Genomic DNA, 16,469 nt, shown 5'->3' with positions numbered 1-16,469 from the left:
TCCGCGCTCTGAGCCCAGCCGCGCCTCATGCTTGAGACAAGGAGAACGTTGAAAGCGGAGGTGGCTATGCCTCAATTGACGCCGGTCGCGACCGTAACGAATGGTGCGAAAAATTTCATGACGTCGGTCACCGACCTGCTTCTCGTGCAGGGTGAGACGGGGCCGACGCTTTACTCGATTTCCAATGCGTCAGGCGGCATCGCGCAGCTTCCGCTGACCGCGCGGCTGAATTCGAGCGATCTGGCTTATCTGAGCGAAAGTGCGGGACTGGATGCAGCCGGGACGCTGACCGAGATCTCGATCGACGGCAGTCCTGCCTTGATGGCGACCGGTTCGGCATCGGGCGCGTTTCAAGCGGTCTGGCTAAACCAGAATGACGGTGGAATCAGCGATGTGTTTACGCTGCCGGGGGCGGTTGCGCCGGGTGCAGTGCTTGCGATCGCGCCGCTGCACCTCGACGCGCAGAGCTTTTTCGTCGGCGCCCTGTCGCATGGGAGCGGGCTGCATGTCTGGCAGATGGGTGCCGGAGGCCGGATGACAGAGATCGCGCAGGGCACTGCGGGCGCCGCTTGGTCAGCGAATGATGTCCATACTCTCGGCACGGTCGAGATCGACGGGGCGCAATACGTTCTGGCCGCCTCGGCTACGGATAATTCGCTGACCACGCTCGCGCTCGATACGCAGGGACAGCTGAAGATCGCCAGTCAGATCGATGCGCGCGACGGCCTCTTCATCAACACCCCTAATTCGATCGAGACGGTCCATGTGGGCGGTCAGGCTTATGCGCTTCTGGGAGCGGCGGGCACAAGCTCGATCTCTGTCGTGGCGCTCGGTCCGGGCGGGCGGATGGAGGTCACCGATCAGATCAATGACGACCTCGGCACGCGGTTCGAGGGCGTCACGACGCTCGAAACCGTTACGATGGCCGATCAGGTCTATGTGCTGGCCGGAGGCGCCGATGACGGGGTCAGCCTGCTTACGCTGCTGCCTGGCGGCAAACTGGTCCAGATCGGGACCTTGGCGGACGAGATCGAAACCGCGCTGACCGATCCGGCTGCGGCGGCGATGATCGCGGATGCGACCGGACTCGATATTTTCGTGGCGGGCGACGTGTCAGCGAGCGCGAGCGATCAGGGAATGGGGATCAGCCATATCAAGGTGGAGTTGGGCCCTGCCGGTCTGGCGCTGAAGCTTGGCGATGGCGGCGAAACCGTGAAAGGTGGGGCGGGAAACGATCAGATTTCCGGCGGCGCAGGCGATGACGAAATCCACGGTGGGGCAGGGGCGGACATCCTGCAAGACGGCGGCGGTGTGGATACGCTTTGGGGGGGCGAAGGGGGGGACGTCTTCGTGCTCGATGCGGATGGGCGCACGGATTTCATCATGGATTACGAGCCCGGCATCGATCGGCTCGACCTCTCGAGCATGGCCTGGTTCTACACCAAGGAGGCTTTGGACATTACCCCGACCGCGACGGGGGCGGATATTCGGATCGGCGACGAACGTGTGATCGTGAATACCGCGAATGGCTCAAGCCTGAGCGCCGCGGATTTCGAAACCTCGGAGCTGCGCGATCTGTGGCATTCCGCGATCAACCCGCTCGAGGTCGGCGATATCCACAAAGAAGGTACAGCGCAGGGCGATATCATAGATGGGCGCGGCGGGGACGATCTGCTGGTCGGCAATGACGGGGCGGATATCCTGCAAGGCATGGGCGGGGATGACCTGCTAAATGGCGGACGGATCGATCGCAGCTACGATCCGTTCGCGGCACAGGTGTTCCGGGTCTATCAGGCGACGCTTGACCGGGCGCCCGATGGAAACGGTCTGAACTATTGGACGGACCTTCTGTCGAGTGGCGCGATCGATCTGCAGGAAGTCGCGGACCGATTCATCAACTCGCCGGAATTTCAGTCGAACTACGCGCAGACGAGCGACGCGGAGTTTCTGACGCTGCTTTACCAGAACGTGCTGGATCGAAACCCCGATAGCGGGGGGCTGAGCTATTGGCTCGACCAGCTCGATCGGGGGGAACGAAGCCGGGAGGAGGTTGTCTTGGGATTTTCGGAAAGCCCGGAATTTCGGAAAGCCACGGAAATCGACACGCTTCTCCTGAGCCAGGCCAGCACTCAGACGGATTTCACCGACGACGTGTTTCGCCTGTATCAGGCGACGCTCGGGCGCGAGCCGAATCTCGGCGGGATGATGTATTGGAGCGAGATGCAGGCCGACGGAATGGAGTTTCTCGACGTGGTCTCGGGCTTCGTCAACTCGCCGGAATTCACCGCAACTTACGGCAGTCTCGACGATGCCGGTTTCGTCTCGCTGCTCTATCAGAATGTCTTTGGGCGGGCGCCGGATAGCGAAGGGCTGACATGGTGGGTCGATCAACTCGACAGCGGGGGCTACACTCGCGAGAAGGTCGTCGCCGCCTTCGCGCAAAGCCCCGAGATGATAACCCAGACGGCGCAGTCGCAGATCGATTGGTTCCGTTCCTTCGGCTTCGAGGATCAACTCGATGGCGGCGACGGGTACAACCTGCTCCAGGGTGGCGTGATGGCGGATCAGTTCGTGTTCCGCGCTGATGAAGACGGGCATCACGTCATCATCGATATCGAACCCTGGGATCAGCTGAGCTTCGAGGGGTTCAACTACAGCTCTGCCGCAGAGGCCCGCCACCATATGGTCGAGACCGGCTCCGGCGTGACGTTCTCGGATCAGGGCGTCACGGTCGAGTTCATCGACACCGATCTCGGCCTGTTCTCCGACGGGATGTTCGACCTCTCGGGCTAGGTGAGTTCCGTTCGTAGTGCGGCGAGGTAGCTTGCGACAAGGCTCTCTGCGCGCTCGGGCGTCGCGGCTTCGGCGTAGCAGCGGCATTCAGGAGCGTTGCCAGAGGGCCGCAGATGGACGATCTCGCCCGAGGGGAAGGTTAGGCGCAGACCGTCGGTCTGGTCGATCCGCTCGGCCGGGTCGAAATCGCTGAAGAATTCCGTCCGTGCGACGGGATCGGCCGCGAGGCGATCAATGAAGGCGCGCGAGCGGTCGGTCGAGACTTCGGCGACCCGGTCGGCTGCGGTGAAGCGCGCGGGCAGCTGGGCGACAAGTCCGCTGAGGCCGGTGCCGGCCTTTTTCGCTGCGACCAGCGGAGCGACGATCGGTAGCAGACAATCGCGCGTTGCGAGCGGCGCGATCTGCCCGACAGGGCCCGTTGCGGTGAAGCCCAGAAGGAAGCCGCCATTGGGCTCATAGCCTACGACCTTCGCGGCTGGATCGGCAGTGCGCGCGGCCCCCATCGCGGCGATCACGAAGGGCGATCCGATCTTAGTGCGATGAATGCTGTCGAATTCTGGCATCGCGTCGACCATCGTATTGGCGGAGACCGGGGTGCAGAGGATTTTCGCCCCGAGAAGCCGCGCGGTCAGCGCCCCCAGCACGTCGCCGGGGATCAGCGTGCCGGTCTCGTCGGTCAACATCGGGCGGTCGGCATCGCCATCGGTCGAGATCACCGCATCCAGCCGTTGCTCGGTGCACCAGCCTTGCAACGTTTCGCGAGTCTCGGGGGCGACCGCCTCGGTGTCGACGGGGATGAACTCGTCCGATCGGGCGAGCGGAACAGCGGTCGCGCCCATCGCCTCGATCGCGGTGACCAGGATGTCGCGAGCGACGGAGCTGTGTTGATAGACGCCGATGCGCAGGCCCTCGAGAGCCTCCGAGCCGAAGGCGTCGACATAGCGGGCGATGTAGTGCGCCGCGGTATCTGCCCCGGGGATTTCGGAGCCGCACTTCTCGGTCACGGGATGGTCCTGACCGAGCCGGTCGAGGATGGCGGCCTCGTCCTCTTTCGCGATCTCGCCATGCGGGACGTAGAATTTCAGCCCGTTGCGATCGGCGGGGATGTGGCTGCCGGTGACCATGATCGCGGCGTTGCCCGCCCCCATCGATGCGAGCGCGAGCGCGGGGGTAGGGAGCGCGCCCTCGCGGATCGCGGTGAGTCCGGCGTCGCGGATTGCGGCGATGACGGTCTCGGCGATCGCTGGGGAGGAAGGGCGCAAGTCCCAGCCCACATGGACGGCTCCGCCCTGCGGGCAGGCAGACAGGAACGCGCGGGTGTAATCGGTGACCAGCGCGTCGGTCAGTTCGGTGACAAGGCCGCGCAGCCCGCTGGTGCCAAATTTCGGTGCCATAAGTCCTCGATTGTCGCGCCGTTGCAATCGCGTCGACCCTAGGGGGAGGGGGGGGGACAGGCAAGCACCGTGCGCCGCTCTCAGATACAGTTAACGCCAGATTCCTATCGTCGGTCCCATCGCAACCATCGCAGGAAATCCCGATGCCCGATCAGACCGCCAATCTCGCGCTGCCGCTCATCCTTGGCAGCCAGGCCCAGAAACACGTCACCCATAACGAGGCGCTGCAACGGCTCGATACGCTTGTGCAGCTTGCGGTGATTTCGCGCAGTGTAAGCGAACCTCCGACCGGTCCATCCGAGGGGGCGAGGTATCTCGTGCCAGCCGGTGCGCTGGGCGCATGGGCGGGGCACGACGGCGCGCTTGCGATCTTCTCGACCGGGGCTTGGCAATTTCTGAGCCCGCGTGAGGGCTGGCGCGCTTTCGTGCTGGATGAGGCGGTGGAACTGGTCTTCGCAGCAGGCGCCTGGGACGTGCCGCCGTTGCCGGAGTTGAGCCAACTCGACGGTGTCGGGATCATGACTGGCTATGATGCGGTGAACCGGTTTTCGGTTGCTGCCGAGGCTACGCTGCTGAGCCATGCCGGGGCGGGTCATCAGCTCAAGCTGAACAAGGCAGCGGCGGCGGAGACGGCGAGCCTGCTGTTCCAGTCGAACTGGTCTGGCCGGGCCGAAATGGGACTGGCGGGCAGCGACGACTTCGCGATCAAGGCGAGTGCGGATGGCGCGACATGGTTCGAGGGTCTGCGCATCGACGCGGCCACCGGGCGCGCGACGATGTCGCAAGGCGCGGTGATCGACGGAGCGCTGACAGGCAGCGGCGTCGTCGGCACGGTCGCGCAGGTCGGCGGCGTATCGACGGGTGCCGTCATCGAGCAGGGCAGCACCGCCTCGGGCGATTACATCCGCTTTGCCGATGGCACGCAGATTTGTTCGGCGCAGCTGAGCCTTAGTTACGTCGCGGATTGGGCGCTCAAGGAGGACTGGGCTTATCCGGCGCAATTCGCGCAGGCGCCCTGTCTGAGTGTCGCGCTCGATGCGGACAGCCTCGCAGCGGGTAGTGCCATTAGTGCGGGTGCGCTCTCCTTCGCGGGAGTCGAGGCCGTCACGAGTTCGGGCGCGCGCGCCGTGGTCTATGCCGCGAATGGCGCGAGTTTCCTCAGCGGTGAGAGTTGCGATCTGAGCGTCACCGCGATCGGGCGATGGGTGTGACGCTTAATCGGCGGGGCGAGCGAGCGGTTTGTGCGTCCCGTCGAGCCGGATGAAAATCTCGGACAGGCGGACACTGTAGCGCGCGGCGATCGCATCGGCGGAGAAATGGCGGCGCACGAAGGCTTCGGCCTGCGCCGCCTTTTTCTTGCGCGCATCCGGGTGGCTGCGCGCCGCTTGTAACTGGGCGACCGCGGCGGCGTGATCGGGCTCGCCCCAGCGCATCCCCGGTTCGACATAGAGATAGTCCTGCGGCGCGACTTCGACCTCGGTCGCAGGCACAAGCCACGCGGTCTCTTCGTTGCAGAATTCCAGATTGCCGGAATAACCCGTGCATAGGACCGGCACGCCAAGCACCATCGCCTCGAGCATACCGAACCCCCAGCCCTCGGAGCGATGCAGCGACACGTAGAGGTCCGCACCGGTCATCAGCTCCAGCACTTCCGCGTGATCGAGCGTCTCGTCGAGCAAAGAGATGCGCGGGTCCGCCGCCAGGAGCCGCTCGATTTCGGACCAAAGCATGGCTTGCGCCGGATCGCAGATACGGCCGCGATTCTGCGTCTTGATCAGTAGGCGCACCTCCGCATCCTCGGCAAAGGCCGAGCGGAAGGCGTGGATCGTGCCGAGCGGGTTCTTCCGTTGTACGAACGAGAAACTGTCGAAACTGGCGAGGCAGACAAAGCATTGCTCGGGCCAATCGTTGCGTCGGCGCAGGGCGCTGCGCGCGTGGCCCCGGTCGATGGCGGGCGGTTCAGGATAGCACATCCCGACATTCACCACCGGCTTATCGGTCGCCTTGCGGTAAATTTCGGCGCAATATTCCGAGGGCACCCAGACCTCGTCGATCAGATCGAGGGCGAGGCGATGGCAGGCAGGGGCGCGGGTCAATTCCCAGTGCATATAGGCGATATTGTAGGCGTCGGAATAACAGTCGGCGTCGAAGGAGAAGGCCGGGGGGATCGCGTCTGCATTCAGGTGCAGGAGGTTGATCCGCGCGGGGCGGGATACGGCGGTCTTGGCTCCGCCTTGCGCTGGCGTCGGATTGTCGCGCGCGCTTTCCACCGCGTTGAGCGTGACGTCGCAGCGGGACAAAATGTCATGCGAGAGCCGCGTCGATTGGCCCAGTCCGGAGGCTTTCGCGAAGGGGCCGAGGACTTGAACATCGACCGGGGCGCCCTTCGGGGCAGGGCGGGTGGCAGCCGAGAGACGATGGCCGCCGGGTGCGCGCAGGAACGCCATGCTGTCGAGGTCGAACCCATTCTCGCGCAGCGCCGCTGCATAGTGCGCGCGGGTGATCGGCGGGCCGGGATGCAGCCGCGCGCAGACATCCGAGAGGCGACCGCCTTCGAGAAGCATCTTCGTTTCACTTCGACGCAGGAACAGCAGGATCTCGGGCCGTTCGGCCGCGAGGATCATCGCGAGCACATGCAGCATCCGGCGGTGGCGCTCGATTTTCGGCGAAAACTGCGCGAGCGGCGGGATGGCCTCGCGCAGGGCCAGAAGGCCGCGGGTCATCGGCCAGGGGCCGGGGGTTTCCGACTGGGACAAAGACTCGATCAGGCTGTCGGGGAGGAGGCAATCGGCGATGCCGAGCGACGGGGCCCCGCGAAGTGCCCATGCGGTCGTGGTGTCGCGATCGTCCCCGGTCTTCCCGAGGATATGCATCGCTCGGCTCGGGCCGCCGGGGTGGATCTCCGTATTGAGCCAGTCGATCGCGGCGCGACTCAGCGGGATTTGTTGTGCCGGGTGCTGCGCGGCGTGGCTCTCAAGATACCAGCGGAGAATGTTCGATGCCGCCCTGTCGCTGCCATCGAGAGGAAGCTGCTTCGCCATCCCCGCACGATGGCGCGCGTAGTCGATGTAGGAAAAGAGCAGTGCGGGCAGCGCCTCTTCCCCCGCGCGCGAGGTGAAAAGCGGGTGCTGCGCGCTCAGATGGGGAGTGCGGGGCCGCTCTGTCCCGGCGGAGCGTAGCGTGACGATCGGGCCAAGCATATGACGCCGCAGAGCGTCTCTCTCTTTCGGACACGGTGCCGCATCGGGGTCGAAGCGCAGCGAGGCGATCGGGCCGCCGCCGGGAAGGTGCAGGCTGATCGCACCGCCTGCGGCGTCCTTCATCGCCGGCGAGAGAGGGAGCGCGAAGCCGTGGTTGCCCGCGCCGATGCCTGCCTGCACAAGATCGGCGCGAGACATTGCCGCGCGCCCCGACCCGAGCCGCCCGGCGTTACAGTGGATCTCGATATCGAGCGAGGCGCTGTCGCCTGTCTTCGCGAGCCAACCAATCACCCTTCCGTTCTCGAGCCGCTCGAGCGCGCCGCGATAGCCGCGCAGGCGGTGGAGGAACGAGACGGCGGTCGGGGGCGGGGCGAAAGTCGACATGCCAAAATTGTCTTCGAGAAAAGTCAATTTTTGATGGATAAGCCCCTGTCCATCGCCGGCGATAATCGCAACAATCCGCGCCACCCGGAAATTGGCGGGTGACGCGGCCGGCGTCATTACGGCTGCACCATCAATTGTTCGGCCAGCGCCGCGGCGGAGCTGTCCCGCGCCGCGGCGATTTCAGTCAGGCTTTGCGTCACGGTGGCGCCCAGTTTGGCGGCGGCATCCGTTCCCGAGATTCCCAGCACCGGGGCGGCCTCGGACAGCGGTGCGTCGAACAGCGCTTGGGCGATCGCGAATTGCGGCGGACCCCGGCGCGCGCCGTTCTCCGGCCCGATGACGGAGGGAAGCGCGAAGGCGAGTGCCGCGACGAGGGAGAGGGCAAGCGCCAGCGCCATCGGCGCGCGCTTCAGGTAGCAGCTCATCGGTCGCCAGTTCTTCCAGATGTGCAGTCCGAAAGGCACGATCAAAACCATCGAGAGCCATTCGTGCATCCCGTGAAACCACGCGCTGCCCCAATGGAAGAAAAGGGCGATTCCCGAAACCAGCGATACGAGAAAAAGACCGGTGATGAGCGGTGTGGCGTAGCGGTTGAGGATGGCGGGCATTGAAGGCTCCTGTGAAACTGCGACCGCGTGCGTTTGCGGACATCAACTTCCACGCGGGGCGAGCAAATTTCCGTCCTCAAAGCCGCCTTGCAGCCCGCGCATGACGCTTGCGCGGGGGCAGGAAGGCGCAACAGCCTTGAAATCCGCGAGGGGAGCAAGTATCTGGCGGCAGTTGCGCCGAAAGCGGCGCGGTTTTTTCGGCTCAAGGGCGCCGCATTGGGCGCGTAAGGAACGACGACGATGGCAAACCCACTCCAGTTTCTCCAGCAGGTGCGCTCGGAAGCGGGCAAGGTGGCTTGGCCGAGCCGCCGCGAAGTTCTGCTGACGACCGGCATGGTGCTGGCGATGGCGGCACTGACGGCAATCTTCTTCTCGCTGGTGGACTGGGTGATCCGTCTCGGCGTGACGCAGGTGATCGGGAGCTGATAGGCCCCCGGGCGCTCGCCGCCAGACCTAATTCGCAGTTGCGGCGAGGAAGTGATCGCGCTCCAGCCTTACGCTCTTGAAATCACAGGGCTCCGGCGGTAAAGGGGCGGGACTTTCCCAGAGGCGGCGTGCATCGATTCGCGTGGTGCGCGCTGTTTTTTATTCTGGGAAGCGCGGGTAATCCCGTGAAATAACAGGAATTTTCGGCGCCCCGGCGTCGGCGGCAAGAGGCAAAGAATCGGCATGGCGAAGCGTTGGTATTCGGTAAGCGTTCTCTCGAACTTCGAGAAGAAAGTGGCCGAGCAAATCCGTCAGGCCGTGATCGATCAAGGTCTGGAAGACCAGATCGAAGAGGTTCTGGTGCCGACCGAAGAAGTGATCGAGGTGCGTCGCGGCAAGAAAGTGACCTCCGAACGTCGCTTCATGCCGGGCTACGTGCTGGTGCGGATGGAGATGACCGACAAGGGTTATCACCTGATCAACTCGACGAACCGGGTCACCGGGTTCCTCGGGCCGCAGGGTCGGCCGATGCCGATGGGCGATGCGGAAGTGAACCGCATCCTCAGCCGTGTCGACGAATCGGGTGAGCAGGCGGCACCGCGCAGTCTCATCACCTTCGAGGTCGGCGAGAACGTGAATGTGACCGACGGGCCCTTCGAGGGCTTCTCGGGCATGGTCGAGGAAGTGGACGAGGCGGCGAGCCGCCTGAAAGTCACCGTCTCGATCTTCGGCCGGCCGACGCCGGTCGAACTGGAATACACGCAGGTGCAGAAAACCGCCTGAGTGGGAGCCGTGGGAGGCGAGGGGCCCTGCGCGACAGGGAGGTCCGGACCGAACCACTAAACTTCGCGACCCCCTAGGGGCGTGACAGTGATAAGGAGAGGGCCACATGGCCAAGAAAGTTGTTGGGCAGCTCAAGCTGCAAATTCCGGCAGGCGGCGCGAACCCGTCCCCGCCGGTCGGTCCGGCGCTGGGTCAGCGCGGGATCAACATCATGGAATTCTGCAAGGCGTTCAACGCCAAGACGCAGGAAATGGACAAGCAGGCGAAGATCCCGACGATCATCACCTACTACGCCGACAAGTCGTTCACCTTCGAGATCAAGCAGCCCACGGCTAGCTTCATGATCAAGCAGGCGGCCGGTCTCAAGCCGGTCGGCAAGCGTAACCGTCCGAAGGGTTCGGAAGCTCCGGGCCGCGTCACCGCCGCGACCATCACCGCCGCACAGGTGCGTGAGATCGCCGAAGCGAAGATGAAGGACCTGAACGCCAACGACATCGAAGGCGCGATGAACATCATCCTCGGCTCCGCGAAGTCGATCGGCATCGAGGTGAAAGGCTAAGTCATGGCAAAGCTCGGTAAACGCACCAAAGCCGCCCGCGAAGCCTTCGCCGGCAAGTCGAACGTCTCCGTCGAGGAAGCCGTTTCGCTGATCAAGTCGAACGCGAACGCGAAATTCGACGAGACCCTCGAGATCGCGATGAACCTCGGTGTTGACCCCCGTCACGCCGACCAGATGGTTCGTGGCGTCGTCGCTCTGCCGAACGGCACCGGCAAGACCGTCCGCGTGGCTGTCTTCGCTCGTGGCGCGAAAGCGGATGAGGCCAAGGAAGCCGGTGCCGATATCGTCGGCGCCGAGGACCTGATGGAAACCATTCAGGGCGGCACGATCGAATTCGATCGCTGCATCGCGACCCCGGACATGATGCCGATCGTCGGCCGTCTGGGTAAGGTCCTGGGCCCGCGCAACCTGATGCCGAACCCGAAGGTCGGCACCGTGACGATGGACGTGAAAGCGGCTGTCGAAGCGGCGAAAGGTGGCCAGGTTCAGTTCAAGGTCGAAAAGGCCGGCGTCATTCATGGCGGCATCGGCAAGGTCTCCTTCTCGGAGGAGCAACTGGCCGAAAACATCCGCGCCTTCGTGGATGCCGTGACCAAAGCCAAGCCCGCCGGCGCCAAGGGCACCTACATGAAGAAGGTGTCCCTGAGCTCGACGATGGGCCCGGGCGTCGCAGTCGACATCACGTCGGCGACCGGCAACTAAGAGAATTCCACCGGGGGAAACCTCGGTGGGTGGTGGGGCGGCGGCCTGAAGTCTCCGCCCTGACCTGTCCGAGACGGAGGGTGCCAGATCCCGCAAGGTGACGGCTTAATTTCCTTCCTGAGATGGGGATCGAGACCAATTCCGGGTTTGGGCCTTCGGGCCGATCTCGGGCGATCTGGCCTCGGGCCCTTCGGACCCGACCCCGGGAAACCGGGACAATGAGAGCCGGGGGGAAACCCCCATACTTGGAGTGTAACTGTGGATAGAGCCCAAAAAGAGAAAGTGGTCGAGGAACTCGGCCAGATCTTCGCAAGCTCTGGCGTCGTAGTGGTTGCTCACTACGAAGGCATGACGGTTGCTAACATGCAGGACCTCCGCGCACGCATGCGTGAAGCGGGTGGTTCGGTTCGTGTTGCCAAGAACAAGCTCGCCAAGATCGCCCTTGAAGGTCAGCCCTGCGAAAGCATCGCTGAATACCTGACGGGCATGACCGTGCTTTCCTATTCCGAGGACCCTGTCGCTGCGGCGAAAGTGGTCGTCAACTATGCCAAAGAGAACGAGAAGCTCTCGATCCTCGGCGGCGCAATGGGAGACTCGGCACTCGACATCGCTGGTGTCAAAGCTGTCGCTGACATGCCGTCGCGTGAAGAGCTCATCGCTCAGATCGTGTCGCAGATCGGCGCACCCGCTTCGAACATCGCCGGTGCCGTTGGCGCGCCTGCTTCGAACATCGCGAGCATCCTTTCCACCATCGAGGAAAAGGCTGCGTAAGCAATCGACTTGTCCCGTAGCGGCTTGAAACCGCGACGTTGGAAACCCAAATCTAGGAACTGAAAAATGGCTGATCTGAAAAAACTCGCCGAAGAAATCGTGGGTCTGACCCTCCTGGAAGCCCAGGAACTGAAAACCATCCTGAAAGACGAATACGGCATCGAGCCGGCTGCTGGTGGCGCCGTCATGATGGCTGGTCCGGCTGCTGGTGGCGAAGAAGCTGCTGAAGAGAAAGACGAATTTGACGTCGTTCTCGTCGAAGCTGGCGCTCAGAAGATCAACGTGATCAAAGAAGTCCGTGGCATCACCGGCCTGGGCCTGAAAGAAGCCAAAGAGCTCGTTGAAGCTGGCGGCAAGGTCAAGGAAGGCGCTGCGAAAGCGGAAGCCGAAGAGATCAAGAAAAAGCTCGAAGACGCTGGCGCGAAAGTCGAGCTCAAGTAAGCGAGCCGGATGCGTCCGCATCCGATCTGAAAAATGGGCTGGGTCCGGGGTTTTCCCGGGCCCAGCCGAACCTGTCTCGGAGAGGGCTTTGGCGCCCTGAAGCCCTCTCCAAGGCGGTGTTCGCGGTTCGGGAGCCTTCCGGTGGGACGGAAGGCAGGTATGGAACCGCCCCCCCTTCATTCGCCTTGCGGCGTGCAATGGGCCCCGACATTGCATGTGCCGCGAAGAGACGAAAGGTCACGCAGAGCATGGCTCAAGCTTACGTTGGTCAGAAACGCATCCGTCGCTATTACGGCAAAATCCACGAAGTCCTCGAAATGCCGAACCTCATCGAGGTTCAGAAATCCTCCTACGATCTGTTCCTGCGCTCCGGCGAAGTGGATCAGCCCACCGATGGCGAGGGTATCCAGGGCGTTTTCCAGTCGGTCTTCCCGATCAAGGATTTCAACGACAACGCCATCCTGGAGTTCGTGAAATACGAGCTCGAAAAACCGAAATACGATGTCGACGAGTGCCAGGCTCGCGACATGACCTATTCGGCGCCGCTCAAGGTGACCCTGCGCCTCATCGTGTTCGATGTGGACGAGGAAACAGGCGCGCGCTCGGTCAAGGACATCAAGGAACAAGACGTATTCATGGGGGATATGCCCCTCATGACCAAGAACGGTACGTTCATCGTGAACGGCACCGAGCGGGTCATCGTGAGCCAGATGCACCGCTCGCCGGGCGTTTTCTTCGACCATGACCGCGGCAAGACCCACTCCTCGGGCAAGCTGCTGTTCGCCTGCCGCATCATTCCCTATCGCGGCTCGTGGCTGGACTTCGAATTCGACGCCAAGGACCTCGTGTTCGCGCGTATCGACCGCCGCCGGAAACTGCCGGTGACGACGCTGCTTTATGCGCTGGGGCTCGACCAGGAAGGCATCATGGATGCCTATTACGAGACCGTCACCTACACCGCGAAGGGCAAGTCGGGCTGGGTCACCAAGTTCTTCCCCGACCGCGTGCGCGGCACCCGTCCGACCTTCGATCTCGTCGACGCGGCGTCGGGCGAAGTGATCCTGAAGGCGGGCGACAAGGCGACCCCGCGCATGGTCAAGAAATGGCGTGACGACAACTCGGTTCCCGAGCTGCTCGTGCCGTTCGATCACATCATGGGCCGTTTCTGCGCCAAGGACATCATCAACGAGGATACCGGCTTCATCTACATCGAAGCCGGCGACGAGCTGACGGCGGAATACGACAAGAACGGGGAACTCTCGGGCGGTTCGATCAAGACCCTGATCGACAACGGCATCACCGAAATCCCGGTGCTCGACATCGATAACGTCAATGTCGGTCCCTACATCCGCAACACCATGGCGTCGGACAAGAACATGAACCGGGAAACCGCGCTCATGGATATCTACCGCGTCATGCGTCCGGGCGAACCGCCGACCGTCGAGGCCGCGGAAACCCTGTTCAACAGCCTGTTCTTCGACTCCGAGCGCTACGACCTTTCGGCCGTGGGCCGCGTCAAGATGAACATGCGTCTCGACCTCGATGCGCCGGACACCCAGCGCACGCTGCGCCGCGAAGACATCATCGCCTGCATCAAGGGCCTGGTGGAGCTGCGCGACGGCAAGGGCGAGATCGACGACATCGACCACCTCGGCAACCGCCGTGTGCGTTCGGTCGGCGAACTGATGGAAAACCAGTATCGCGTCGGCCTGCTGCGTATGGAGCGCGCCATCAAGGAGCGTATGTCCTCGGTCGAGATCGACACGGTCATGCCGCAGGATCTGATCAACGCGAAACCGGCCGCGGCCGCGGTGCGTGAATTCTTCGGTTCCTCGCAGCTGTCGCAGTTCATGGACCAAACCAACCCGCTGTCGGAAGTCACGCACAAGCGTCGTCTGTCGGCGCTCGGTCCGGGCGGTCTGACCCGTGAGCGTGCCGGCTTCGAGGTGCGCGACGTTCACCCGACCCACTACGGTCGGATGTGTCCGATCGAGACGCCGGAAGGTCAGAACATCGGCCTGATCAACTCGCTGGCCACCTTCGCCCGCGTGAACAAGTACGGCTTCATCGAAACCCCGTACCGCAAGGTCACCGACGGTCAGGTCACCGACGAGGTGGTCTACATGTCCGCGACCGAGGAAATGCGTCACACCGTGGCGCAGGCGAACGCGACTCTCGATGAGAACGGCAAGTTCATCAACGATCTCGTCTCGACCCGCCAGTCGGGCGAATACGCGCTCAACCCGCCGGAAATGGTGGACCTGATCGACGTGTCGCCGAAGCAGCTGGTCTCGGTCGGTGCAGCGCTCATCCCGTTCCTCGAAAACGACGACGCCAACCGCGCTCTTATGGGGGCGAACATGCAACGTCAGGCCGTGCCGCTTCTGCGCTCGGAAGCTCCCTATGTCGGCACCGGCATGGAAGCGACCGTCGCACGCGACTCCGGCGCTGCGATCATGGCGAACCGCGGCGGCATCATCGACCAGGTCGATGCGCAGCGTATCGTTATCCGCGTGACCGACGATCTCGAAGCGGGCGATGTGGGCGTGGACATCTATCGTCTGCGCAAGTTCAAGCGTTCGAACCAGTCCTCGACCATCAACCAGCGTCCGATCGTGAAAGTGGGCGACCGGGTGGTGAAGGGGCAGATCGTCGCTGACGGTCCGTCGACCGACATGGGCGAACTGGCTATCGGTCGCAACGTGGTCGTCGCCTTCATGCCGTGGAACGGCTATAACTACGAAGACTCGATCCTGATCTCCGAGCGGATCCACCGCGACGACGTGTTCACCTCGATCCATATCGACGAATACGAAGTGGCGGCGCGCGATACCAAGCTCGGCCCGGAAGAGATCACCCGCGATATCCCGAACGTCGGCGAGGAAGCCCTGCGCAACCTCGACGAGGCCGGTATCGTCTATATCGGCGCCGAAGTGGGGCCGGGTGACATTCTCGTCGGTAAGATCACGCCGAAGGGCGAAAGCCCGATGACGCCGGAAGAGAAACTCCTCCGCGCCATCTTCGGCGAGAAGGCATCGGACGTGCGCGACACCTCGCTGCGTCTGCCGCCGGGGGCTTACGGCACGATCGTGGAAGTCCGCGTCTTCAACCGTCACGGCGTCGACAAGGACGAGCGTGCGCTGCAGATCGAGCGTGAGGAAGTCGAGCGTCTGGCCCGTGACCGGGACGACGAGCTCGCCATTCTCGAGCGCAACATCTACGCGCGTCTCAAGACCCTGATCACCGGCAAGACCGCCGTGAAGGGGCCGAAAGGCGTCAAGGCTGGTTCGACCATCGACGAAGAACTGCTGGGCACCCTGTCGAAGGGCCAGTGGTGGCAGCTCGCGCTCGAAGACGAGGGCGACGCCAAGGAAGTCGAAGCCCTCAACGACCAGTTCGAGGCGCAGAAGCGCGCGCTCGACCTGCGCTTCGAGGACAAGGTCGAGAAGGTCCGTCAGGGCGACGATCTGCCTCCGGGCGTGATGAAGATGGTCAAGGTCTTCGTGGCTGTGAAGCGCAAGCTTCAGGCTGGCGACAAGATGGCTGGCCGTCACGGCAACAAGGGCGTTGTGTCGAAAGTCGTTCCGATGGAAGACATGCCGTTCCTCGCCGATGGCACCCCTGTCGATCTCGTGCTGAACCCGCTGGGCGTGCCGTCGCGCATGAACGTCGGTCAGATTCTCGAGACGCACATGGGCTGGGCTTCGCGCGGTCTGGGCAACCAGATCGACGAGGCGCTGAAAGCCTATCGTCGTAACGGCGACCTGACCCCGGTTCGCGAAGCGATGAAGATCGGCTATGGCGACGAGACCTACGGTGAGATCATCGAAGGTATGGATGACGAAGCGTTCATCGAGAGCGCCGAAGCCGTCCGCACCGGCGTTCCGATCGCGACCCCGGTCTTCGACGGCGCCAAGGAGGCCGACATCAACGACGCGCTCAAGCGTGCGGGCTTCAACGAATCCGGTCAGTCGATCGTGTTCGATGGCCGCACCGGCGAGCAGTTCGCGCGGCAGGTCACGGTGGGTGTGAAGTACTTCCTGAAGCTTCACCACCTCGTCGATGACAAGATGCATGCCCGTTCGACCGGTCCGTACTCGCTCGTCACGCAGCAGCCGCTGGGTGGTAAGGCGCAGTTCGGCGGTCAGCGTCTCGGGGAGATGGAGGTCTGGGCTCTGGAAGCTTACGGCGCCGCCTACACCCTGCAGGAGATGCTGACGGTGAAGTCGGATGACGTGGCAGGCCGGACGAAGGTCTACGAGTCGATCGTCAAAGGCGAGGACAACTTCGAAGCCGGCGTGCCGGAGTCGTTCAACGTTCTCGTCAAAGAGGTCCGGGGCCTCGGCCTCAACATGGAACTCCTGGACGCGGAGGATGAGGAGTGAGGGCTTCGGCCCTCCTCTAAGCC

General features: G+C 63.3%; 12 protein-coding genes. 9 read left to right on the top strand and 3 right to left on the bottom strand.

Going from position 1 to position 16,469, the window contains the following annotated elements; genetic code table 11:
- Window positions 1–66 precede the first annotated feature (66 nt).
- Window positions 67–2,793: a DUF4214 domain-containing protein gene (locus DEM26_RS02860; protein ID WP_109171641.1), complete on the top strand. Its 2,727-nt coding sequence runs from the start codon at window positions 67–69 to the stop codon at window positions 2,791–2,793.
- Here the strand turns inward: DEM26_RS02860 and DEM26_RS02855 are convergent.
- Window positions 2,790–4,187 carry a phosphomannomutase gene (locus DEM26_RS02855; protein WP_109171640.1) on the bottom strand — a complete coding sequence of 466 codons (1,398 nt, stop codon included), beginning with the start codon at window positions 4,185–4,187 and terminating at the stop codon, window positions 2,790–2,792. The two genes, DEM26_RS02860 and DEM26_RS02855, sit on opposite strands and share 4 nt — an antisense overlap.
- A 143-nt stretch (window positions 4,188–4,330) precedes the next feature.
- Here DEM26_RS02855 and DEM26_RS02850 point away from each other — a divergent pair, with 143 nt between their 5' ends.
- Window positions 4,331–5,398 carry a DUF2793 domain-containing protein gene (locus DEM26_RS02850; RefSeq protein WP_109171639.1) on the top strand — a complete coding sequence of 356 codons (1,068 nt, stop codon included), beginning with the start codon at window positions 4,331–4,333 and terminating at the stop codon, window positions 5,396–5,398.
- Window positions 5,399–5,401: 3 nt separating this feature from the next.
- Here the strand turns inward: DEM26_RS02850 and DEM26_RS02845 are convergent, their stop codons facing one another.
- Window positions 5,402–7,771, bottom strand: a complete 2,370-nt coding sequence (locus DEM26_RS02845; RefSeq protein ID WP_158275073.1) for a glycosyltransferase — start codon at window positions 7,769–7,771, stop codon at window positions 5,402–5,404.
- A 116-nt stretch (window positions 7,772–7,887) separates the two neighbouring features.
- Entirely contained in the window at window positions 7,888–8,379 is a 492-nt protein-coding gene (locus tag DEM26_RS02840) for a DUF4405 domain-containing protein (RefSeq protein ID WP_109171637.1), read from the bottom strand.
- 240 nt (window positions 8,380–8,619) lie between these two features.
- Here DEM26_RS02840 and secE point away from each other — a divergent pair, with 240 nt between their 5' ends.
- From secE to rpoB, 7 genes are all read left to right on the top strand, one after another.
- Window positions 8,620–8,805 (top strand): preprotein translocase subunit SecE, encoded by a 186-nt coding sequence (secE, locus tag DEM26_RS02835; protein ID WP_075773824.1) that lies wholly within the window; start codon window positions 8,620–8,622, stop codon window positions 8,803–8,805.
- A 243-nt stretch (window positions 8,806–9,048) separates the two neighbouring features.
- Window positions 9,049–9,588 (top strand): transcription termination/antitermination protein NusG, encoded by a 540-nt coding sequence (gene nusG / locus DEM26_RS02830; RefSeq protein ID WP_075773825.1) that lies wholly within the window; start codon window positions 9,049–9,051, stop codon window positions 9,586–9,588.
- A 106-nt stretch (window positions 9,589–9,694) separates the two neighbouring features.
- Complete coding sequence (gene rplK, locus DEM26_RS02825; protein WP_075773826.1) at window positions 9,695–10,147, top strand: 50S ribosomal protein L11; 453 nt, start codon at window positions 9,695–9,697, stop codon at window positions 10,145–10,147.
- Window positions 10,148–10,150: 3 nt separating this feature from the next.
- Window positions 10,151–10,849: a 50S ribosomal protein L1 gene (rplA, locus tag DEM26_RS02820; RefSeq protein WP_075773827.1), complete on the top strand. Its 699-nt coding sequence runs from the start codon at window positions 10,151–10,153 to the stop codon at window positions 10,847–10,849.
- A 258-nt stretch (window positions 10,850–11,107) separates the two neighbouring features.
- Window positions 11,108–11,620 (top strand): 50S ribosomal protein L10, encoded by a 513-nt coding sequence (gene rplJ / locus DEM26_RS02815; RefSeq protein ID WP_075773828.1) that lies wholly within the window; start codon window positions 11,108–11,110, stop codon window positions 11,618–11,620.
- 66 nt (window positions 11,621–11,686) lie between these two features.
- Entirely contained in the window at window positions 11,687–12,061 is a 375-nt protein-coding gene (rplL, locus tag DEM26_RS02810; RefSeq protein ID WP_075773829.1) for a 50S ribosomal protein L7/L12, read from the top strand.
- Between the two features lie 248 nt (window positions 12,062–12,309).
- A complete protein-coding gene (gene rpoB / locus DEM26_RS02805; RefSeq protein ID WP_109171636.1) occupies window positions 12,310–16,446 on the top strand; it encodes a DNA-directed RNA polymerase subunit beta in 4,137 nt (1,378 codons plus the stop codon).
- Window positions 16,447–16,469: the final 23 nt, after the last annotated feature.

Origin of the sequence: Thioclava sp. NG1, assembly GCF_003122275.1 — a bacterium.
GTDB lineage: Bacteria > Pseudomonadota > Alphaproteobacteria > Rhodobacterales > Rhodobacteraceae > Thioclava > Thioclava nitratireducens.
The sequence above is the reverse complement of the archived record's forward strand: the minus strand, read 5'-3'. Positions and strand labels throughout refer to the sequence as shown.